16 protein-coding genes and 1 pseudogene are annotated in these 19781 nt (G+C 73.6%); 12 read left to right on the top strand and 5 right to left on the bottom strand.

Translation table 11 applies throughout. The features are described 5' to 3' along the window. Positions 1 to 7 precede the first annotated feature (7 nt). Positions 8 to 1633, top strand: coding sequence for an amidohydrolase family protein (locus ACH4K1_RS03405; protein ID WP_398086062.1), 1626 nt, complete (start codon positions 8 to 10; stop codon positions 1631 to 1633). 153 nt (positions 1634 to 1786) lie between these two features. On the opposite strand, the gene ACH4K1_RS03400 is transcribed toward ACH4K1_RS03405, so the two are convergent. Next, positions 1787 to 2635 carry a siderophore-interacting protein gene (locus ACH4K1_RS03400; RefSeq protein ID WP_398086059.1) on the bottom strand — a complete coding sequence of 283 codons (849 nt, stop codon included), beginning with the start codon at positions 2633 to 2635 and terminating at the stop codon, positions 1787 to 1789. Positions 2636 to 2723: 88 nt separating this feature from the next. On the opposite strand from ACH4K1_RS03400, the gene ACH4K1_RS03395 reads away from it, so the two are divergent. Then, complete coding sequence (locus ACH4K1_RS03395; protein ID WP_398086057.1) at positions 2724 to 3575, top strand: TetR/AcrR family transcriptional regulator; 852 nt, start codon at positions 2724 to 2726, stop codon at positions 3573 to 3575. Between the two features lie 170 nt (positions 3576 to 3745). Here the strand turns inward: ACH4K1_RS03395 and ACH4K1_RS03390 are convergent, their stop codons facing one another. Beyond that, the gene (locus ACH4K1_RS03390) at positions 3746 to 4144 is read right to left on the bottom strand and encodes a winged helix-turn-helix transcriptional regulator (RefSeq protein ID WP_398086054.1); all 399 of its coding nucleotides are present in this window, start codon (positions 4142 to 4144) and stop codon (positions 3746 to 3748) included. A 96-nt stretch (positions 4145 to 4240) separates the two neighbouring features. Here ACH4K1_RS03390 and ACH4K1_RS03385 point away from each other — a divergent pair, with 96 nt between their 5' ends. The 4 genes from ACH4K1_RS03385 to ACH4K1_RS03370 all read left to right on the top strand — a co-directional run bounded on the left by ACH4K1_RS03385 (position 4241) and on the right by ACH4K1_RS03370 (position 8232). Beyond that, entirely contained in the window at positions 4241 to 5059 is an 819-nt protein-coding gene (locus tag ACH4K1_RS03385) for an NAD(P)-dependent oxidoreductase (RefSeq protein ID WP_398086052.1), read from the top strand. 405 nt (positions 5060 to 5464) lie between these two features. Next, positions 5465 to 6277 (top strand): arylamine N-acetyltransferase, encoded by an 813-nt coding sequence (locus tag ACH4K1_RS03380; RefSeq protein WP_398086050.1) that lies wholly within the window; start codon positions 5465 to 5467, stop codon positions 6275 to 6277. Positions 6278 to 6528: 251 nt separating this feature from the next. Then, a complete protein-coding gene (locus ACH4K1_RS03375) occupies positions 6529 to 7740 on the top strand; it encodes a pyridoxal phosphate-dependent aminotransferase (RefSeq protein ID WP_398086047.1) in 1212 nt (403 codons plus the stop codon). Positions 7741 to 7833: 93 nt separating this feature from the next. Continuing rightward, the gene (locus tag ACH4K1_RS03370; protein WP_398086044.1) at positions 7834 to 8232 is read left to right on the top strand and encodes a hypothetical protein; all 399 of its coding nucleotides are present in this window, start codon (positions 7834 to 7836) and stop codon (positions 8230 to 8232) included. 390 nt (positions 8233 to 8622) lie between these two features. Here ACH4K1_RS03370 and ACH4K1_RS03365 read toward each other — a convergent pair whose 3' ends face one another. Continuing rightward, positions 8623 to 10446 (bottom strand): phosphoenolpyruvate carboxykinase (GTP), encoded by a 1824-nt coding sequence (locus ACH4K1_RS03365; RefSeq protein ID WP_398086041.1) that lies wholly within the window; start codon positions 10444 to 10446, stop codon positions 8623 to 8625. A gap of 221 nt (positions 10447 to 10667) precedes the next feature. Here ACH4K1_RS03365 and ACH4K1_RS03360 point away from each other — a divergent pair, with 221 nt between their 5' ends. After that, the gene (locus ACH4K1_RS03360) at positions 10668 to 11360 is read left to right on the top strand and encodes a hemolysin III family protein (RefSeq protein WP_398086038.1); all 693 of its coding nucleotides are present in this window, start codon (positions 10668 to 10670) and stop codon (positions 11358 to 11360) included. A 161-nt stretch (positions 11361 to 11521) separates the two neighbouring features. Here the strand turns inward: ACH4K1_RS03360 and ACH4K1_RS03355 are convergent, their stop codons facing one another. Then, a complete protein-coding gene (locus ACH4K1_RS03355; RefSeq protein WP_398086035.1) occupies positions 11522 to 13543 on the bottom strand; it encodes a thioredoxin domain-containing protein in 2022 nt (673 codons plus the stop codon). A 453-nt stretch (positions 13544 to 13996) separates the two neighbouring features. Between ACH4K1_RS03355 and ACH4K1_RS03350 the strand changes: the two genes are divergently transcribed. After that, positions 13997 to 14269 carry a hypothetical protein gene (locus ACH4K1_RS03350; protein ID WP_398086031.1) on the top strand — a complete coding sequence of 91 codons (273 nt, stop codon included), beginning with the start codon at positions 13997 to 13999 and terminating at the stop codon, positions 14267 to 14269. Next, positions 14266 to 14673, top strand: coding sequence for a PIN domain-containing protein (locus tag ACH4K1_RS03345; RefSeq protein ID WP_398086029.1), 408 nt, complete (start codon positions 14266 to 14268; stop codon positions 14671 to 14673). The genes ACH4K1_RS03350 and ACH4K1_RS03345 overlap by 4 nt, the downstream gene beginning before the upstream one ends. A gap of 36 nt (positions 14674 to 14709) precedes the next feature. On the opposite strand, the pseudogene ACH4K1_RS03340 reads toward ACH4K1_RS03345, so the two are convergent. Continuing rightward, positions 14710 to 14865, bottom strand: a pseudogene (locus ACH4K1_RS03340) (DUF255 domain-containing protein); the annotation flags it as partial. Between the two features lie 173 nt (positions 14866 to 15038). Between ACH4K1_RS03340 and ACH4K1_RS03335 the strand changes: the two are divergent. From ACH4K1_RS03335 to ACH4K1_RS03325, 3 genes are all read left to right on the top strand, one after another. Beyond that, entirely contained in the window at positions 15039 to 15605 is a 567-nt protein-coding gene (locus ACH4K1_RS03335) for a Uma2 family endonuclease (RefSeq protein WP_398086027.1), read from the top strand. 438 nt (positions 15606 to 16043) lie between these two features. Further along, positions 16044 to 16217 (top strand): hypothetical protein, encoded by a 174-nt coding sequence (locus tag ACH4K1_RS03330; RefSeq protein WP_228990363.1) that lies wholly within the window; start codon positions 16044 to 16046, stop codon positions 16215 to 16217. Between the two features lie 164 nt (positions 16218 to 16381). Beyond that, a complete protein-coding gene (locus tag ACH4K1_RS03325; protein ID WP_398086024.1) occupies positions 16382 to 19639 on the top strand; it encodes a tetratricopeptide repeat protein in 3258 nt (1085 codons plus the stop codon). The last annotated feature ends 142 nt before the right edge of the window (positions 19640 to 19781 follow it).

Below are 19781 nucleotides of genomic sequence, written 5' to 3'. Positions count from 1 at the left end.
GTGACCCATGGACCTGGTCCTGCGTGACGCGCTCGTCGTCGACGGCACCGGCGAGCCCTCCTACCGCGCCGATGTGGCCCTCGACGGCGGCCGCATAGCCGAGATCCACCCCGAGGGCTCCCCCGGGCCCCGCCCCACCGCCGCCCGGACCGTGGACGCGGACGGCCTCGCGCTCGCCCCCGGCTTCATCGACATGCACGCCCACAGCGACCTGGCGCTGCTGCGCGACCCGGACCACAGCGCGAAGGCGGCGCAGGGCGTCACCCTCGAAGTCCTGGGCCAGGACGGGCTGTCGTACGCCCCGGCCGACGACCGCACGCTCGCGGAGGTGCGCCGCTCCATCACCGGCTGGAACGGGGACGGGAGCGACATCGACTTCGACTGGCGTACGGTCGGCGGCTACCTGGACCGGCTCGACCGGAACTTCGGCGGCCGGGGGATCGCGGTCAACGCCGCCTACCTCATCCCGCAGGGCACGGTCCGGATGTACGCGGTGGGCTGGGACGACCGGCCCGCCACCGCCGCCGAGCTGACCCGGATGAAGGAGCTGGTGGACCAGGGCATGCGCGAGGGCGCGGTCGGCATGTCCTCGGGCCTGACCTACACCCCGGGGATGTACGCGGACGACGCCGAACTCACCGAGCTGTGCCGGGTGGTGGCCCGCCACGGCGGCTACTACTGCCCCCACCACCGCAGTTACGGGGCCGGGGCGCTGGAGGCGTACCGGGAGATGGTGCGGCTGACGCGCCACGCCGGCTGCGCGCTCCATCTCGCCCACGCCACCATGAACTTCGGCGTGAACAAGGGGCGGGCGCCGGAGCTGCTCGCCCTGCTCGACGACGCGCTGGCCGCCGGGTCCGACATCTCGCTCGACACCTACCCGTACACCCCGGGCTGCACCACGCTGGTGGCCATGCTGCCGAGTTGGGCGAGCGAGGGCGGGCCCGAGTCGGTCCTGGCCCGGCTCGGGGAGCCCGCGAGCGCGGAGAGGATCCGCCACCAGCTGGAGGTACTGGGCTCGGACGGCTGCCACGGGGTGCCGATCGAGTGGGACACCATCGAGATCTCCGGCGTCAGCGCGCCCCACCTGGCCGAGTACGTGGGCCGTACGGTCGAGGAGTCGGCGCGACTGCGCGGCGAGGAGCCCTGGACGACCGCCCGGCGGCTGCTCAGCGAGGACCGGCTCGGGACGACGATCCTCCAGCACGTGGGCCACGAGGAGAACGTCCGGCAGATCATGCGCCACCCGGTGCACACCGGCGGCAGCGACGGCATCCTCCAGGGCGACAAACCGCACCCGCGGGCGTACGGCACCTTCCCGCAGTACCTGGGCCGGTACGTGCGGGAGCTGGGCATCCTCTCGCTGGAGGAGTGCGTGGCCCATCTGACCTCGCGCCCGGCCGCCCGGCTCCGGCTCGCGGACCGGGGGCTGGTGCGCGAGGGGTACCGCGCGGATCTGGTGCTGTTCGACCCGGAGACGGTGGCGGCGGGCTCCACGTTCGCGGAGCCGCGCGCCCTGCCGGTGGGCATCCCGCACGTCCTGATCGACGGCCGCTTCGTCATCGAGGACGGCATCCGGACCTCGGTGCTGGCGGGCCGGGCGATCCGGGGCAGGGGGGCGGGGGCCGCCTGAGGGCGGCGGCCGGACCGCCCGGCCGCCCACGGGGCCGTGCCGCACACGGGGCCGCCGGGCACGCACCCGGCCGCCCGCTCGTGAGCCGCCCGGCACGCGCCCGGCCGCGGGGCGCCCGGCGGCGCGCCCGGCCACGACGCGGCTACGGGGCGGCTACGGGGTGTCGGCCGCGCGCTCGGCCGCCTCGGCGAGGTCCTCCTCGGTCGGTGCGTCGTCCTGGGTGAGCGCACGCCGCCAGTAGCCGCTGAACTCGACGGCCTTCCTGGGCAGTCGGCGCTCCTCGACCAGGTGGCGGCGGAGCGCCCGGACGGCGGACGCCTCGCCCGCCACCCAGGCCGCGTCCACCCCGTCCAGCTCCGGCCCCGCCTCCCGCACCGCCGCCGTCAGCGACCCGCCCCGGTCCCGGTGCACCCAGTGGACCTCGGCCCCTCCGGCGGCGGGCGGCAGCTCCCGCTCCTCCGCCGCGTCCGCGACCTCCGCGTACACCACGGCCCCGGTCCCGGCGGGCAGCGCCTCCAGGACGGTGGCGATGGCGGGGAGCGCGGTCTCGTCCCCGGCCAGGAGCATCCGCCGGGCGACGGGCAGCGGCCGGGCGTAGAGCGAGGACGGGCCGACCATGCCGAGCACGTCGCCGGGCCGGGCGGCGGCGCCCCAGCGGGAGGCGGGGCCCCCGTCGCCGTGCAGCACGAAGTCCACGGCCATCACGTTGCGTTCACGGTCGTAGGAGCGGACGGTGAAACCGCGCATCCAGGGCCGCTCATCCTCCGGGATCGCGAGGTACGCCTCGTACCAGCGCATGCCGTACGGGTCGTCGGCGCTCCGCTCCGGCAGCCGGGGCGCGGCCCGCCCGACGCGCGGCAGGCAGAGCTTCATCTGCTGGTCGGGGCGGTCCTCCAGGAGCGCGGGCAGCTCGTCGGCGGTGAAGGAGATCCGCGCCGTCCCGGGGGTGATCCGCTCGACGTCCACGACCCGCACACAGGTGATCGGCAGTGCCTGACCCATCGCGTCGGCCCCTTTCCCGTGCCTCTTGATAGCTTACGGCGTAATGAATTACCCGACGGACGTTACTTTACAACGTAAGGAGTCGCGCGTGGTGGTCTTCGCCGGACAGGGCGATCCGCGTCGCTCCCTCTCCCTCCTGTGGCGTGCGGAGGTTCCGGCGCCGCCGCGGAGCGGTCCGGGGCCCAAGCCCAGCCTGAGCGTGGACGCGATCGTGGCCGCCGCCGTGGCGCTCGCGGACGAGGAGGGGATGGGAGCCCTGTCGATGCGCGCGGTGGGCGACCGGCTCGGGCGCACGGCGATGGCGCTCTACACCCACGTCCCCGGCAAGGGCGAACTGCTGGACCTGATGTACGACGCCGTCCACGCCGAACTCCCCTCCGCCTACCCGGAGTCGGAGGGCTGGCGGGCGGCGCTGACCGCGTGGGCCGGGGAGGTTCTGGAGTTCTACGTCCGCCACCCCTGGGTGCTCCAGGTCTCGCAGGCGCGGCCGGTGTTGGGGCCGCACGAGTACGCGGGGCTGGACACCCTGGTCACGCTGTTGCGGGCGACCGGGCTGGAGGCGGGGGTCCTGCGGCGGCTGGTGGGGACCCTGTTCCCGTTCGTCCGGGGTTCGGCGCAGGCGGTGGCGGACGCCCGGCTGGCCGCCGCGGCGACCGGCAGCACGGACGAGGAGTGGTGGGCGGCGCGCTCGGCGGCCCTGCTGGAGCTGGTCCCCGACTTCGCGCAGCGCTTCCCCGCCGTGGTCGGGCTGGAGACGGAGGGCGCGGTGGAGCCGTACCCGGAGGCGGACGGCGATCCGGGCTCCGGCGCGGCTGCGGCCGGGAGCCCGGAGGGGGCCGAGCCGGTGCCGTACCTGGAGCGGGAGGCGCGCGAGACGTTCCGGGTGGGGCTCGGCGTCCTGCTGGACGGAGTCGAGGCGGCGCGCGCCCGGCGCTCCTGACCGCGGCCGGGGCCGCCGGGCGGACCTGACCGCGGCCGGGCCGCCGGGCGCGCCCCCGGGGCGGAGGCGGCTGCGGCCCGGCGAGCGCGCAGCCCTCGCGGCCGGGTGGGGCGGCCGGGCCGCCACCAGGGGCCGTCTCCGCCCGCCCCCGGCAGGGCGGGCGGCCGGGCCTACGGCTGTCCGAGCCCCGCCACGGGTTCGGCGGCGCCCTCCGCCCCCGAGGGGACCGGGTCCGCGCCCGCGCCCCGGTAGATGTGGTCGCGCCCCCACGCCCCCAGCGGTTCCAGCGCCGCGTTCAGGGAGAGGCCCAGCGGGGTGAGCGAATACTCCACGCGCGGCGGCACCTCGGCGTACACCTCGCGGTGCACGATGCCGTCGTCCTCCAACTCCTTGAGGTGGGAGCTGAGCACCTTCTCGGTCACCCCGGGCACGGCCCGGCGCAGTTCACCGAAGCGGCAGGTCCGCTCGTTCAGCGCCCACAGGATGAGCACCTTCCACTTGCCGCCGATCACGTCCATCGCCGCGTCGATCCCGCAGACGAAAGCCCCCGGCCGCCGTACGATCCGCATCGCCCACCCCTCCCACCTGGTCACTCACCACGGGGCAACCACCCACTTCCTAGTGCGTACTTGTCGCCCCCGGCGCCTTCGACCAGCCTAAACGCCATGTCCGACAACGCTTCCACCTCCCCTTCGCCCACCCCTCTCACCCTGCTCGGCCTCGGCGCGATGGGCGCCGCGCTCGCCCGTACCTGGCTCGCCGCCGGGCACCCCCTGACCGTCTGGAACCGCAGCCCGGGCCGTACCGCCGAACTCGCCGCGGCCGGCGCGCGGACGGCCTCCACGGCGGCGGAGGCCGTGGCCGCGAGCCCGCTCGTCGTCACCTGCCTCCTGGACGACGCCTCGGTCCGCGAGACCCTGGCCGGCGCCGACCTCACGGGCAAGGACCTCGTCGACCTCACCACCTCCACCCCGGCCGAGTCGCGCGCCCGTGCGGCCTGGGCGAACGAGCGCGGCGCCCGCTTCCTGGACGGCGGGGTCATGGCCGTGCCGCCGATGATCGGGGTGCCGGAGGCCGGGGGCTACGTCTTCTACAGCGGCTCCCGCGAGCTCTTCGACGCCCACCGCGCGGTACTGGCCGTGCCCGCGGCCACCCGGTACGTCGGCGCCGACCCGGGTCTCGCCGCGCTCCAGGACGTGGCGCTGCTCAGCGCGATGACCGCCATGTTCGCCGGGGCCCGGCACGCGGCGGCGCTGGTGGCGGACGCGGAGATCGACCGGAAGGCGTTCGGCGCCCTGGTGGCGGACTGGCTCGCGGCGATGGCCCCGGCGACGGCGGCCTACGCGGGCGGCCCGGCGCCCGCGGAGCCCACCAGCGCGGCCGTGGCGGAGGCGGGGGACGCGGCCCTGCTCCGTACGGCCCGGGAGCAGGGCGTGGACACGGCTCTGCTGATCGCGTCGGCGGGGGCGGTGGAGGGGATGTAGGGGGAGGTAGGCGGACAGGCCGCCCGCACCGGAGCCGGGGGCGGGCCGGGCGCCCGGGGCCGGGCGCCCGGGGCCGGGCGAAACCGGAGCCGAGCGCGGGCCGGACGCGGGCGGAGCGCGGCCCGGACGCGGGCGGACGCGGGCCGGACGCGGGCCGGGCGCGGGCCGGACGCGGGCCGGACGCGGGCCGGGCGATGCCTGGGCCGCCGGCCGGCGGGGCCCGCGCTCCGGCCGGGCGGGTCCGCCCGCACCGGACCGGGCGACGACGGCGGAACAGGCCCGGCCCGCCGGGCCCACGCGTCCACCCCCCCGGGGGGCCTCGGTCCAGGGACCGAGGCCCCCCGGCCGCCCATGTCGGCCCCCGGTCGGAGGCGCGCCCGCCCCCCGGCTGCGTACGGTCGGCGTATGACACTCGATCTCGACGCCTACTTCGCCCGCATCGGCTGGACCGGGGAGCCCCGCCCCACGCTGGAGGTGCTGCGGTCCGTGCACCGCGCCCACCTCGTCGGCATCCCGTTCGAGAACCTGGAACCCGTCCTCGGCTCCGCGCCGTCGCTGGCGCCCGACGACCTGGAGGCGAAGCTCGTCCGCGGCGGGCGCGGCGGGTACTGCTACGAGCACAACACCCTCTTCTCCACGGCGCTGCGGCAGATCGGCTTCACCGTGACCCTGCTGGCCGCACGCGTGGTGGTGGGCGCCGCGCCGGGCGACATCCGGCCCCGTACGCACATGCTCCTGCGGGTGGACGTGGCCGGTGAGCCGCACCCGTACCTGGCGGACGTCGGCTTCGGTTCGGTCGGCTCGCTGCTGGAGCCGATCGAACTGGTGGAGGGCGCCGAACTGTTCGACGCCCCGCGCCACCACCGCCTCGTCCACACCCCGCACAACGGCCCGCTGCCGATGTGGGAGCTCCAGGTGGAGAAGGGCGGGGCGTGGGAGCCGCAGTACGCCTTCACCCTGGAGCCGTACGAGCAGCCCGACCACGAGGCGATCAACTGGTTCATCGCGACCTACCCGCGCTCCCCGTTCCGGCAGGCGGTGTACGCGCAGCGCACCCGCGTCGGCAGCCACCTCGCGCTGTCCGGGCTCGACCTGGTGGAGACGGCCGACGACGGCACGGTCACGGAACGGGTGCTGAAGGACGGCGACGAGGCGCTGCGGGTCCTGAGGGACGACTTCGGCCTCCGCCTCCCGGAGGGCGTCCGCCTCCCCGAGTGACGGCGCCGCACGGGGGCTCCCCGGGCCCGGCGGGCGAAGCGCTCCGGCCCCCGCGTGGCGCATCTCACCCGGCACGGACGCCCACGCCGCCATTCCAAGCCGCGACGCCGCCCCGACCGGGCCATCCCACGGTCCGGGGCGGCGGCGGGCATGGCGATGGAAGACGGGACGGGCGGGCGCCGCGCCCCCGACGGCGTACAACCGGAGCAATCCCCGCGCCCCCCGCCGGACGCCGCCGTAAGCTCGCGGACATGCAGGTCACCCAGTCCACGAAGCTCGCCAATGTCTGTTACGAGATCCGAGGCCCCGTGCTGGAGGAGGCGATGCGGCTGGAAGCGGCCGGTCAGCGCATCCTCAAACTGAACACGGGCAACCCCGCCGCGTTCGGGTTCGAGTGCCCCCCGGAGATCCTGGAAGACATCCTGCGCAACGTGGCGGGCGCGCACGGCTACGGCGACGCGAAGGGCCTGCTGTCCGCGCGCCGGGCGGTGATGCAGCACTACCAGACCAAGGGCATCGACCTCGACGTCGAGGACGTCTACCTCGGCAACGGCGTCTCCGAACTGATCCAGATGTCGATGCAGGCCCTGCTGAACGACGGTGACGAAGTGCTCGTCCCGGCCCCCGACTATCCGCTGTGGACCGCTTCGGTCTCGCTGGCGGGCGGGACGGCCGTGCACTACCGCTGCGACGAGCAGGCCGACTGGATGCCGGACCTCGCGGACATCGAGCGGAAGATCACCGACCGTACCAAGGCCCTGGTGATCATCAACCCGAACAACCCGACCGGGGCGGTGTACGACGAGGAGATGCTACGCGCTCTCACCGAGATCGCCCGACGGCACAACCTGATCGTCTGCTCCGACGAGATCTACGACCGGATCCTGTACGACGGCGCGACCCACACCCCGACGGCGGCGCTCGCCCCGGACCTCATGGTGCTGACCTTCAACGGCCTCTCGAAGAACTACCGGGTGGCCGGCTACCGCTCCGGCTGGATGGCCGTCTGCGGCCCGAAGGCGCACGCCACCTCGTACATCGAGGGGCTGACGATCCTCGCCAACATGCGGCTGTGCGCCAACATGCCCTCGCAGCACGCGGTGGCCACCGCGCTCGGCGGCCGGCAGTCGATCGAGGAGCTGGTACTGCCGGGCGGCCGGATCCTGGAGCAGCGGGACACGGCGTACGACCTGCTGACCTCGATCCCCGGGGTGACCTGTGTGAAGCCGAAGGGGGCGCTGTACCTCTTCCCCCGGCTGGACCCGGCCGTCTACAAGATCAAGGACGACCGGCAGATGGTGCTGGACCTGCTGCGGGCCGAGAAGATCATGGTCGTGCAGGGCACCGGCTTCAACTGGCCGGAGCCCGACCACTTCCGGATCGTCACCCTGCCGACGGTCGAGGACCTGACGGACGCCGTGACCAGGATCGGGACCTTCCTGGACGGGTACGGGCAGCCGTAGGCCGGGCACCCTCCGCCCCCCACTTCCGGATGCCGCACAACTTTAGACTCATTCCAATGTAGGATGGTTCCACGCACCATCGGGAGGCCATCCATGTACGAGCCGATCCGCAGCCCCTCGGTCCACACGCCGGCCGACGACGCGGACTTTCCGCACCGCAGCCGCGAGGAGGAGCTGGACATCCAGCTCGCCGGCCACCTGGCGGCCCTCCTCGCGGTCACCGACGAGCTGGGCCTCGGCGCCGCGGGCGACCGCATCGCCGAGCAGGTGGCCCGGTTGCGCGGCGCCCCGCCCGCCCGGCACGCCGGTCTGACCGACGCCGCCCCCGCGGACCTCCACCGCCGCGCCCACACCCTCGCGGGCCGCGCGCTGCTGGTGGCCGCGTCCCGCGCCGACACCACCGCGGCCATCCTCGCCGCCGAGCGGATGGACGCCCACGCGGCGGCCCTCGCCGACCCCGCCCCCTCCGGGCAGCTGGTCGGCGCCCACTGACGGCCCCGGTCCGCATGCCGCACAGGGCGTGCGGACCGGGCGCCACGGCCTGTGCGCGCCCCGGGCCGGGCACGAGCGTCCCGTCCCACCGCGCACGGACCGCCCCCCGTCGCGCACGAAACGCGTCTCGTCGCACACCGGGGGCGCCCCCGCACCGGAGCGGGACGGTCGGCGGCCCCCGGCATACGGGCCGGGAGCGTCCGGGACATGGGGAGGCCCCCGGAACCGTGAGGGGGTTCCGGGGGCCGGGAGGGTGTCCTTGGTCGGGGACGGCCCTCCGGGGCCGCCGACGACGACGGCAGGCCCCGTACCGCGGCGGGTCGTTCGGCCCCACAGGTCAGGGCGGATGTCCGATGGACCCGGCCGCGGGGTTCGGTGGGGGCGCCGGGATCAGCCCAGGCGCTCGACGAGCGCGTGGTACTCGTCCCACAGCTCCTTGGGCGTGTGGTCGCCGAAGGTGTTGAGGTGCTCGGGGACCAGGGCGGCCTCCTCGCGCCAGACCTCCTTGTCGACCGTGAGGAGGAAGTCGAGGTCGGCCTCGGCCAGGTCCAGGCCCTCGGTGTCGAGCGCCCCCTTGGCCGGCAGGATGCCGATCGGGGTCTCGACGCCCTCGGCCTTGCCGTCCAGGCGCTCGACGATCCACTTGAGGACGCGGCCGTTCTCGCCGAAGCCGGGCCAGACGAACTTGCCCGCCTCGTTCTTGCGGAACCAGTTCACGTAGTAGATCTTCGGCAGCTTGGCCTGGTCCTTGTCGGCGCCGACCTTGACCCAGTGGTTCATGTAGTCGCCCATGTTGTAGCCGCAGAACGGCAGCATGGCGAACGGGTCGCGGCGCAGCTCGCCGACCTTGCCCTCGGCGGCGGCGGTCTTCTCGGAGGCGACGTTGGCGCCGAGGAAGACGCCGTGCTGCCAGTCGAAGGACTCGGTGACCAGCGGTACGGCGGAGGCGCGGCGGCCGCCGAAGAGGATCGCGGAGATCGGCACGCCCTTGGGGTCCTCCCACTCGGGCGCGATGATCGGGCACTGTCCGGCGGGGACGGTGAAGCGGGCGTTGGGGTGGGCGGCCGGGGTGCCGGACTCGGGGGTCCAGTCGTTGCCCTTCCAGTCCGTGAGGTGCGCGGGCGCTTCCTCGGTCATGCCCTCCCACCACACGTCGCCGTCGTCCGTCAGCGCGACGTTGGTGAAGACGGAGTTGCCCCACATGGTCTTCATGGCGTTGGCGTTGGTGTGCTCGCCGGTGCCGGGTGCGACGCCGAAGAAGCCGGCCTCGGGGTTGATCGCGTAGAGGCGGCCGTCCTCACCGAACCGCATCCAGGCGATGTCGTCGCCGATGGTCTCCACGGTCCAGCCGGGGATGGTCGGCTCCAGCATGGCGAGGTTGGTCTTGCCGCAGGCCGAGGGGAAGGCGGCGGCGACGTACTTGGCTTCCCCGCGCGGCGGGGTGAGCTTCAGGATGAGCATGTGCTCGGCGAGCCAGCCCTCGTCGCGGGCCATGACGGAGGCGATGCGCAGGGCGTAGCACTTCTTGCCGAGCAGGGCGTTGCCGCCGTAGCCGGAGCCGTACGACCAGATCTCGCGGTCCTCGGGGAAGTGCGAGATGTACTTGGTGGTGTTGCACGGCCACGGGACGTCCTCCTGGCCCTCTTCCAGGGGGGCGCCGAGGGTGTGGACGGCCTTGACGAAGAAACCGTCGTCGCCCAGCTCGTCCAGGACGGCCCGGCCCATGCGGGTCATGGTGCGCATGGAGACGGCGACGTACGCGGAGTCGGTGATCTCGACGCCGATCGCGGAGAGCGGCGAGCCGACCGGGCCCATGCAGAAGGGCACGACGTACATGGTGCGGCCGCGCATGGAGCCGCGGAAGATGCCGTCCTCACCGGTGAAGATCTCCCGCATCTCGGCGGGGTCCTTCCAGTGGTTGGTGGGTCCGGCGTCCTTCTCCTCCTTGGAGCAGATGAACGTACGGTCCTCGACGCGGGCGACGTCGCTGGGGTCGGACGCGGCGTAGTACGAGTTGGGCCGCTTGATCTCGTCCAGCTTGGTGAACGTGCCCTTGGCGACGAGCTCCCCGCACAGGCGCTCGTACTCGGCCTCGGAGCCGTCGCACCAGACCACCCGGTCCGGCTGGGTGATGGCTGCGATCTCGTCGACCCAGGAGACCAGCTCCTGGTGGTGGGTGGGGACAGTGAGGGGAGCCGCGATGTCGCGCGCCACGATCGCTCCTAGTTGAGGGTGTCAGTTGTTGGGCCCCGTGGGGGCTGCGACCCGGATGCTTCGTACCCTTCGAAATCCCCTGGCGCTCATCCGGTGCCGACTGCACTCATTTGATCATCCAACCCTTGCGCCCATATGTCCAGGGGGCCGCACACGTGAGCATCGCCACTCATTTGCGCCCCATATCCGCTACCTACGGAGGCGTAGGTAGCATGCGAGACATGACTGACGCTGCCACTGACGCCGCGACCCCGGGACCTGTCGTCCTCGACCCCACCCCCGTCAAACCGCGGATGCGCGGCTGGCTGCACGCCGGCATGTTCCCGGCGGTCCTGGTCGCCGGCATCACCCTGATCGCGCTGACCGACAGCACGAGAGCCCGGGTGGCGTGCACCGTCTACGTCCTCAGCGCGTGCCTGCTGTTCGGGGTCAGCGCGGTGTACCACCGCGGCACCTGGGGGCCGCGCGGCGAGGCGGTGCTCCGCCGCCTGGACCACGCGAACATCTTCCTGATCATCGCGGGCACCTACACCCCGCTGACCCTGCTCCTGCTGCCCGGGTCCACCGCCCGCCCGCTGCTGTGGGCGGTGTGGGCGGCCGCGGCGGCGGGCATCGCGTTCCGGGTGTTCTGGGTGGGCGCGCCGCGCTGGCTCTACACGCCGTGCTACATCGCGATGGGCTGGGCTGCGGTCTTCTTCCTGCCGGACTTCATGCGCACGGGCGGCATCGCGGTGCTGGTGCTCGTCGTGGTGGGCGGCCTGCTCTACAGCGTGGGCGGCGTGATCTACGGCCTCAAGAAGCCGAACCCGTCGCCGCGCTGGTTCGGCTTCCACGAGGTCTTCCACTCGCTGACGCTGGCGGCGTTCATCGCGCACTACGTGGGCATCTCGCTGGTGGCGTACCAGCACGGGTGAGCACGGGCAGTACGCACCACGAGGCCGCGGGCGGGCACGGGAAGTACGCACCACAGGACCACAGGTGAGCACGGGAAGTACGCCCCACAGGACCACAGGACCACAGGTGAGGGGCCGGTCGCACGGGACGACCGACCCCTCACCGCTGTCCGCGGCGGCGCTCAGCCCCCCAGCTTCGCCGCCAGCTCCCCCGCGTCCGTGGTCGGCGCGTCGCACACGAAGTGCCGGCAGACGTACGCGGTCGGCTCCCCGCCCACCGGCGGCCGGTCCACCAGCAGCGGGAACTCGGCCGCCGCCCCCGGCCCCTCCCCGGCCGCGACCACCGCTCCGGGGGCCCGTCCGAGCAGCGCCGTACGGTGCAGTTCCCCGCCGACCGGCCCGGCCACGGCCACCTCGCGGGGCCCGTCCAGCAGCGCCTCGGCCACCGCCAGCCCCCACCCGACGAACCGGGGAACACGCGGCCCCAGCGCCTTCACCACGCCGAGCGCGCCCTCGGCGGCGGTGCGGTGGGGCTCGGACCCGGTGTACGCGGCGTACGAGAGGAGCGCGCCGGCCGCGGCGGACCACCCGGACGGGGTGGCGCTGTCGGTGGGGTCCTGGGGCCGCCGGATGAGCTGCTCGGCGTCATGAGCGGTGTCGTACATCTGCCCGCCCTCGCCGGTGAACTGCTCCAGCACGATGTCCAGCAGGAACCCGGCGAACTCCAGCCAGGCCCCCTCCCCCGTCACCGCCGCCAGCGCGAGGAAGCCCTCGGCGACGTCGCCGTAGTCCTCCAGCACCCCGGCGTTGTCCCCGGCCCGCCCGCCCTTGGAGGTACGGGTCAGCCGGGCCACCTCGCCCAGGTGGACCCGGACCAGCAGGTCGGCGGCCTCGGTGGCCCGCTCGACCAGATCCGGCCGGTCGAAGTACGCGCCGGTCTCGGCGAGGGCGGCGATGGCGAGCCCGTTCCAGGCGGCGACCACCTTGTCGTCCCGCCCCGGCCGCGGCCTTTCCTCCCGTGCCGCCAGCAGCCGGGCCCGTACGGCGGCGACCCGGTCGGCGTCCACGGGCCCCGCGTCCCCCGCCAGCCGGAGCACGGAGGAGCCCTCCTCGAAGGTCCCCTCCTCGGTCACCCCGTAGTACGCGGCGGCGAAGGCGGCGTCGTCCTCCCCCAGCGCCTCCCTCAACTGCGCGGGCGTCCACACGTAGTAGGCGCCCTCGACGTGCTTGCCGTCGGCGTCCTCGCTGTCGGCGTCCAGCGCGGAGGCGAACCCGCCCTCGGCCGTGCGCAGCTCCCGCACCAGGAAGTCGGCGGTCTCCAGAGCGATCCGCCGGGCCTCGTCCGACCCGGTGGCCCGCCAGAGGTGGGCGTACACCCGGCACAGCAGGGCGTTGTCGTACAGCATCTTCTCGAAGTGCGGGACGACCCACTCCCGGTCCACGGAGTACCGCGCGAACCCGCCGCCGAGCTGGTCGTAGATCCCGCCCCGGGCCATCGCCGTACAGGTGTCGGCGGCCATCTGGAGCGCCCCCTCCGACCCCGTACGGGCGTAGTGGCGCAGCAGGAACTCGACGGCCATGGACGGCGGGAACTTGGGCGCGCCCCCGAACCCGCCGTGCTGCTCGTCGTACTCCCGGGTCAGCCCGAGCAGCGCCTGAGCGGCCTCCGACTCCCCCGGCGCCCCGTCGCCACCGTGGACCAGCGACCGCCCCGCCAGATCGGCCACGATCCGCCCGGCCACCTCGGCGACCTCGTCCCGCCGGTCGCGCCAGGCGGTGGCCACCCCTTCCAGCACCTGCCGGAAGGAGGGCGACCCGTGCCGCGCCTCGGGCGGGAAGTAGGTCCCGAAGTAGAACGGCTCGCCGTCCGCCGTGAGGAACACGGTCATCGGCCACCCTCCGTGCCCGGTGGCCGCCTGCACGGCCTCCATGTACACGGCGTCGACGTCGGGCCGCTCCTCCCGGTCGACCTTGACGGACACGAAGTGCTCGTTCAGATACGCGGCGGTCTCGTCGTCCTCGAAGGACTCGTGCGCCATGACGTGGCACCAGTGGCAACTGGAGTACCCGACGCTGAGCAGCACGGGCACGTCCCGCCTTCTGGCCTCCTCGAACGCCTCGGGCGACCACGGCCACCAGTCGACGGGGTTGTCGGCGTGCTGGAGGAGGTAGGGGGAGGTGGTCTGAGCAAGTCGGTTGGCCATACACCCCATCCTCGCGCACCCGCCCTCACGACACCCGTACGCCACAGGGCGGTCGGTCCGGAGCGGCTGCCCACAACGGCGGAAGCGTCGGCAGCGGCCAGAGCTCCTTCTCGGTCCAGGTCCCCCGCTGTTCCATCTGGTCCAGCCCAGCCCTCCCGCACCTTTACGCAAGGCAATACGGTCAAGTGCAGGTGTGTTCAGCAGGGACGCGGCGCCATGGCCGCGGCGGGGTTCACTCGCACACCGGTGAAGCAGGCCTGCGCTGACGTTGACTACTTCGAGCTGCAACAAGAGCAAGACTGCATTCAGCGGTCCGGGTTCCGGCTACGCCCGTACCGCCACACCTTCCGGCGGGGAAGTCCATCCGGGTTCAGGGCAGCTCCAGCCTTCAACCAGTTCACGGGAAGGGTCGAAGCCCTCCCTCTGTAATAGTGCTTGTCCTACACTCTGAGCATGAAGCCGACCCGAGCCGGGACCACTGAGAACATCTCCGTGTCCATGCCCACCGAGCTGGTCAGCGAGCTCCGTTCCCGAACCGGCCGTCGCGGGCTGTCCAGCTACATCACCGAAGCCGTCAGGCACCAGCTCGCCATGGACGGACTCGCCGAGATCGTGGCGTCCCACGAGGAAGAGCACGGCGCGCTCACGGAGCAGGAGATCGAAGCCGCTCGACGCGAGCTGTTCGGAGACGTGACCGCCGAGGATCTCGAACGGGGCGCTGCGTGAAGGAGCAGCCGGCCCGCTCGCTGGTGCTCGACTCCGAGGCGCTCTCTCTGCTCCTGCGCAACGACCGTGGCATGGCGGCTCGCATCGAGGCGTCCCGGCAGGCTGGGCTTCCCGTCCTCGTGTCCGTGCTGACCATTGTTGAAGCCGTGCACGGGAAGACCGATCTGGCGCGCTTGAAGTGGGTGCTCTCCCGACTGCGGGTGGAACCGGTCAGTCAGGAGGACTCCCTGACCGCAGTGCAGCTGCTTCAGGACGCAGGCGGGCTGCATGGGCACAAGTACGCGATCGATGCCCTCGTCGCCGCGCTCGCGCTCCGCGTCCCGGCTCCCGTGATCGTTCTGACCTCCGACCGCGACGACTGGTCCAAGCTCTGCGGGAACCGTGTGGTCCTCAGAGAGGTGTGAGCACCGTCGGCTACGGGGTTCGCGAGTTCACTGTCACCAGTGACAACTGGAGTACCCGACGCTGAGCAGCACGGGCACGACCCGCCTTCCGGCGTCCTCGAACGCCCCGGGCGGCCACGGCCACCAGTCGACGGGGTTGTCGGCGTGCTGGAGGAGGTAGGGGGAGGTGGTCGGCGCAAGCCGGTCGGCGATACACCCCCTCCTCGCGCACCCGCCCTCACGACACCCGTGCGCCACGGGGCGGGGCGTGAAGGGGCAAGTGGGGCCTGTGGGCGCCGCGGAAGCCGGGTGGTGCGGCATCCGCGGACAGTAGGCTGACTTCCAGCAGTAATGCGCCTGCCGAGGCCCCTCGAAGGAGGTAGACCATGACCGCCGAGATGGTGGCGCCCGCGTGGATGCACAGCCAGATCAGCGCGGAGCAGTACGACTCCTGGTCCGAGGAGCAGTGCGCCGGCATCGAGATCGTGGACGGGATGGTCGTCGTGAGCCCGAGCGCCTCCAAGCGCCACAACCGGCTGGCCCGGATCCTGGCCAACGCCCTGGACGCCGCCGCGGGCCCCGACTGGAACGCAGACACCGACTTCGACGTCCGCCTGCAGGACGTCCCGCTCACCAACCGCCGTCCGGACGTCATCGTCTACCGAGCGGAGACGATCGACCTCACGCCCACCCGCCCCGAGCACGTACTCCTGGTCGTCGAGGTCGTGTCGCCCGGGTCGGAGACCACCGACCGGATCGTGAAGGTGGACCAGTACGCCAAGGCCGGGATCCCCTTCTACTGGCGGGTCGAGCAGGCCGCCACCGGTGTGCCGATCGTCTATACCTACGTCCTCGACCCCGCCTCCAGGACGTACAGGGACGGCGAGATGTTCACCGGCACGGTGAAGGCCACCGCGCCCTTCTCCCTCACTGTGGACTTGGGCGTCATCTAACGACCGGCAAAGGGCAGTGGCTGAGACCAGCTGTCGGTGCCCAGGGCTGCAACGACGAGTTTACGAGCGAGGGTAGTTCCCCCGGCTCGTGTGGGGCGCAGCTGCCGCACTAGAACACGGAGCATGGACAAGTGCTCTCCGCTCGAGCGGAGGTGATCCGCTCACCCGCCCCACGGGCGCTCGTGGGGTCTCCCGGTGTCGGCCGGGGTCTTCATTCGGGTGACATCGGCGGGGTGGGGCGTTCCCCGGAGGGGGTGGCGTCGTTGGGGAGTCTGGAATTCTCGAACGATCACCACCGCCCCCCTCGGCCGTTGCTCGTCCGAGTCGTCGCGTCGCCTCCGCAGGAACGTATCTGCTGCGGTGTCGCGGGATGGCTCGGCAGCAGTGAGCCCCGGACCCCACGTGGCCCCCGCCACCGTCACGACGGATACGGACACCGTGAAGAAACTCATCGCGACCGCACTGTTCGCAGGCGCCTTCGCCGCCGGTACGGCCATGACCGCCCCCGAGGAGCTGACCAGCCGCACCTCCGAGCTGCCGGCGGCCGACGCGCTGTACGACCTGTTGCAGGAGGACCCCGTCGAGGAGGCGCCGCCCTCGCCGCAGGCGTGAGCCCGGGCGCGGGCTGCCCCGTCCTCGCTCCTCGGCCCGCCCCTCCCCCTCTCCCCCTCGCGTCGGAGCGCGCCAGGCAGGACACTTGGCGCTGATATCCGACGCTCGGCGTCGGGCGCCCCGGAGACCGAGGTCCGGGGCGCGGCTCTCGGAGGGGGACGCATATGCGGGACAGCCATCGGGCGGAGGCCGAGAGGCTGTTGGTGCGCGCTGTGGAGGAGGAGGCGCGGCGCACCGGTGGGCGGACCGACGCCGGTGCGCTGATGTCGCGGGCCCGTGCGGCGCTCGACACCATCGCGGCGGGTGCGGCCGAGGAGTACGCCGCGTACACGCGGGCGCTCGACTCGGCGGCGGGCGACCGCCCGCCGGCGGAGCGCTTCAGCAGAGCGGCGCTCGGAACACCGTTGCTGGTGACGGGGGTTGCCGCCGCTGCCGCGTTCGGGGCCGACCTGGCGCTCGGCGCGACCACCGGTCTGGCGTTCGGTGCGGGTGCGGCCGTCGCGGTGGCCGGTACGGCGACGACCGTGGTGAAGGCGACCGCCTCGCACTGGCCCGCCGCCCACCGTCGCGCGGCGGCGGCCGGACAGCCGGGCGGGGCCGAGCAGTTGAGGCTTCAGTGGCTGACCGCCCTGGAGGTACGGGGCATCCGCCCGTACCTGGACCAGCAGCGGATGCTGACCCCGGCGGCCCGCTCCCCGAAGAAGCAGAACGCCTCCGCCGTACGCCAGTTGCGCGGCGGTGACCGCAGCGCGGCGGCCCGCACCCGGGTGGTGCTGGAGCAGTCGTTCGGCCATCTTCCGCAGCCGGAAGGCCCCTTCACCGGTCGGCGGGCCGAGCTGGCGCAGATCGCCCAGTGGGTGCACGCGGCCCGCGCCTCCACGCAGACCCGGCCGACCGTCGTCGTTCTGCACGGCGAACCGGGGTCGGGGCGTACGTCGCTGGCGGTGCGGGCGGCGCACACACTCAAGGACCAGTTCCGGGGTGCGTGCGTGGTCGATCTGCGCGGCCAGGTGGCCGGGGAGAGCCCGCTGCCGACCCGGGACGCGCTGCTGCACCTGCTGAACCGGCTGGGCGCCCCGCGCGAGCAACTGCTGTTCCGGGAAGGGGCGTCGGCGGAGCAGCAGGTACGACGGCTCGGTGAGCTGTACCACCAGCACCTCACGGGAACGCCGGTCACCGTCGTGCTCGACGACGCGACCGACGCCGAGCAGGTGCGCACGTTGGTGCCGGAGCGCTCGGACAGCCTGGTGATCGTCACCGCCCGTACGCCGCTGGAGCTGCCTGAGGAGCTGGCGGCCTGGGTGCACCAGCTGCCGGTGGGGCCGCTGGACGCGGCGGGCGCGGAGGAGCTGCTGCGCGAGGTCGCCGAGGGGCAGGAGTCCGGGCCCTACGACTACCCGTCCACCGAAGCGATCGTGGAGCTGTGCGGCGGGCTGCCGCTGGCGCTGCGGGTGGCCGGCTCCGCGCTGGGGGCCCGTAGCCGTCACACGCTGGCGGAAGACCTCGGGGCGGCCCTTCCGGCCGGACCGGCGGAGCCGCTTGCCGGGGCGCACGGGCCGGGGGGCCCGGTGGAGCGGGCGTTGTGGCTGCGCTACACCGACCAGGGCGATCAGGCGCGCCGGCTGCTGCGGCGGCTCGCGCTGGCGGGCCGGGCCAGTCTCGGTGCGGCGGCCGCCGCCTCGCTGCTGGCGGCGGACGAGCAGGAGGCCGAGCGGCTGCTGACCGTGCTGGCGCGGGCCGGGTTGCTCACCCGCGTACGGGGTTCGCGTTACCGGCTGCACGACCTGGTGCGGGCCTTCGCGCTGGCCCGGCTGCTGGACGAGGAGGAGGCGGCCGAGCGGACGGCTGCGCAGGAGCGGCTGCTGACGAACTACGCGGAGCTGGCCGACGCCGTGATCCGGATGGTCGACGGGAAGATGTCCACCCGCGCGGGGCAGTTCGGCTCGCACGGGTTCGGGTCGCTGGACGCGGCGCTGCGCTGGCTGGACGACGAGTCGAGCTTCATCACGGCGGCGCTGCGGCACGCGGAGGGCGTCGACCAGGCCACCGTGCTGCATCTGCTGGGCGCACTGTGCGACTACTGCCTGCTGCGCGGCGACCTGTACCGCCTCGGTGAGATCAGCGAGCTGACGCAGGCTGTGGACCAGGGGCTGCTGGAGCGGTCGGTGCAGTGGCGTACGGGGATCGCGGCCCGGCAGCTCGGCGAGCTGGACAAGGCCCGCACCACGCTCTCCTCCGTCGTCGGGCTGTACCACGAGGCACAGAACGACGCGGGTGAGGCGCTGGCCCTCTGCTCGCTCGGGATCACCCTGCACCACCAGGGCAATCTGGCCGAGGCGGCGGCCCGGCTCGGGGAGGCGCTGGCGCTCCAGTCCTCCGAGGCGCAGGCGGAGGACCGGGCCTGGACCCTGCACGCGCTGGCCGCCGTGGAGCGGGACCGGGGCGATCTGCCGAGGGCGCTGGCGCTGCTGGCCGACGCGCTGCGGCTGCACCGGGAGGGCGAGTCGCTCCACGGTGAGGCGTGGACGCAGTTCCAGCTGGGTCAGGTGCGGCTGCGTACGGGCGAGGTCGCCCTGGCCGAGGAGGCGCTGAGCACCGCCCTGGAGCTGTACCGGCGGACCCGCGACGGGCGCGGCGAGGCGTGGGCGATCACCCAGCTGGCGCGTGCCCGGCTGGTGGACGGCGACCCGGCGGCCGCGCTGGAGCAGCTGCGGGAGGCGTTGGAGCGGCACCGGCACAACGAGGACGCGCGCGGTGAGGCGTGGACCCTGTTCTACCTGGGCCAGGCGCTGGAGGAGGACGGGGAGACCGATCAGGCGGTACGCGAGCTGGAGCGGGCCCGCACGATGTTCTCCCGGATGCGGGACGTGTACGGGCTGGCCTGCGCCCGGCACCACTCGGGCCGGGTGACCCGGGACCAGCGGGCCGCGCAGACGGGCAACCTGCGCAATTCGGGGTTCGCCCGGCAGCTGTTGACGGACGCGCGGGCGGATTTCCGGCGGATCAAGGTGCCGTACGGGGAGGCGTGGGCCTGCGTGGAGCTGGCGTTGATCGACGCGGGCAACGGGCGCGCGGCGCAGGCGCTGGAGCTGTGCGGGGAGGCGGCGGGGCTGTTCGCCTCGTACGGGGACGCGCGGGGCGGCGACTGGGCCCGGTTCCTGCGCTGCACGCTGCTGCCGTACGCCTCGCCCGGCGGCAGCGAGGTGGGCACGGTGGTCGCCCAGCAGGAGCTGGCCGAGCTGATCGAGGCCCGGCACCCGGCGCGGGACGTGAAGCTGGAGCAGTCGGCGGCGGCCTTCGCGGTGGCCCTGGAGCGGGGCGTGGACCTGGAGGACGGCTGGCAGGCGTGGCGGCTCGGGCTGACCCCCGCGCGGGGCGCCGGCCAGATCATGGGCGTGCCGCTGGAGTCGGCGCAGCCCTGACGGGGGCGGGGACGGGAGGGAGGCGGGGGCGGGCGCGGCCGTGACGGAGCGAGCGGGGGCCCTTGCCCGCACCCGCGCAGCGCCACAGGCGCCCGCGCAGCGTCACAGGCTCCCCGCCCCTGCACAGCGCGCCACAGACCCG

The organism is Streptomyces sp. NPDC017448, from assembly GCF_044330565.1.
Lineage (GTDB): Bacteria > Actinomycetota > Actinomycetes > Streptomycetales > Streptomycetaceae > Streptomyces.
This window is presented reverse-complemented; position numbering and strand designations above follow the sequence as displayed.

Coding starts and splice junctions, on each gene's coding strand:
- ACH4K1_RS03405 (WP_398086062.1), top strand. CDS start 8: ATGGACCTGGTCCTGCGTGACGCGCTCGTCGTCGACGGCACCGGCGAG.
- ACH4K1_RS03400 (WP_398086059.1), bottom strand. CDS start 2,635: ATGGGTCAGGCACTGCCGATCACCTGTGTGCGGGTCGTGGACGTCGAG.
- ACH4K1_RS03390 (WP_398086054.1), bottom strand. CDS start 4,144: ATGCGGATCGTACGGCGGCCGGGGGCTTTCGTCTGCGGGATCGACGCG.
- ACH4K1_RS03385 (WP_398086052.1), top strand. CDS start 4,241: ATGTCCGACAACGCTTCCACCTCCCCTTCGCCCACCCCTCTCACCCTG.
- ACH4K1_RS03380 (WP_398086050.1), top strand. CDS start 5,465: ATGACACTCGATCTCGACGCCTACTTCGCCCGCATCGGCTGGACCGGG.
- ACH4K1_RS03375 (WP_398086047.1), top strand. CDS start 6,529: ATGCAGGTCACCCAGTCCACGAAGCTCGCCAATGTCTGTTACGAGATC.
- ACH4K1_RS03370 (WP_398086044.1), top strand. CDS start 7,834: ATGTACGAGCCGATCCGCAGCCCCTCGGTCCACACGCCGGCCGACGAC.
- ACH4K1_RS03360 (WP_398086038.1), top strand. CDS start 10,668: ATGACTGACGCTGCCACTGACGCCGCGACCCCGGGACCTGTCGTCCTC.
- ACH4K1_RS03355 (WP_398086035.1), bottom strand. CDS start 13,543: ATGGCCAACCGACTTGCTCAGACCACCTCCCCCTACCTCCTCCAGCAC.
- ACH4K1_RS03350 (WP_398086031.1), top strand. CDS start 13,997: ATGAAGCCGACCCGAGCCGGGACCACTGAGAACATCTCCGTGTCCATG.
- ACH4K1_RS03335 (WP_398086027.1), top strand. CDS start 15,039: ATGACCGCCGAGATGGTGGCGCCCGCGTGGATGCACAGCCAGATCAGC.
- ACH4K1_RS03325 (WP_398086024.1), top strand. CDS start 16,382: ATGCGGGACAGCCATCGGGCGGAGGCCGAGAGGCTGTTGGTGCGCGCT.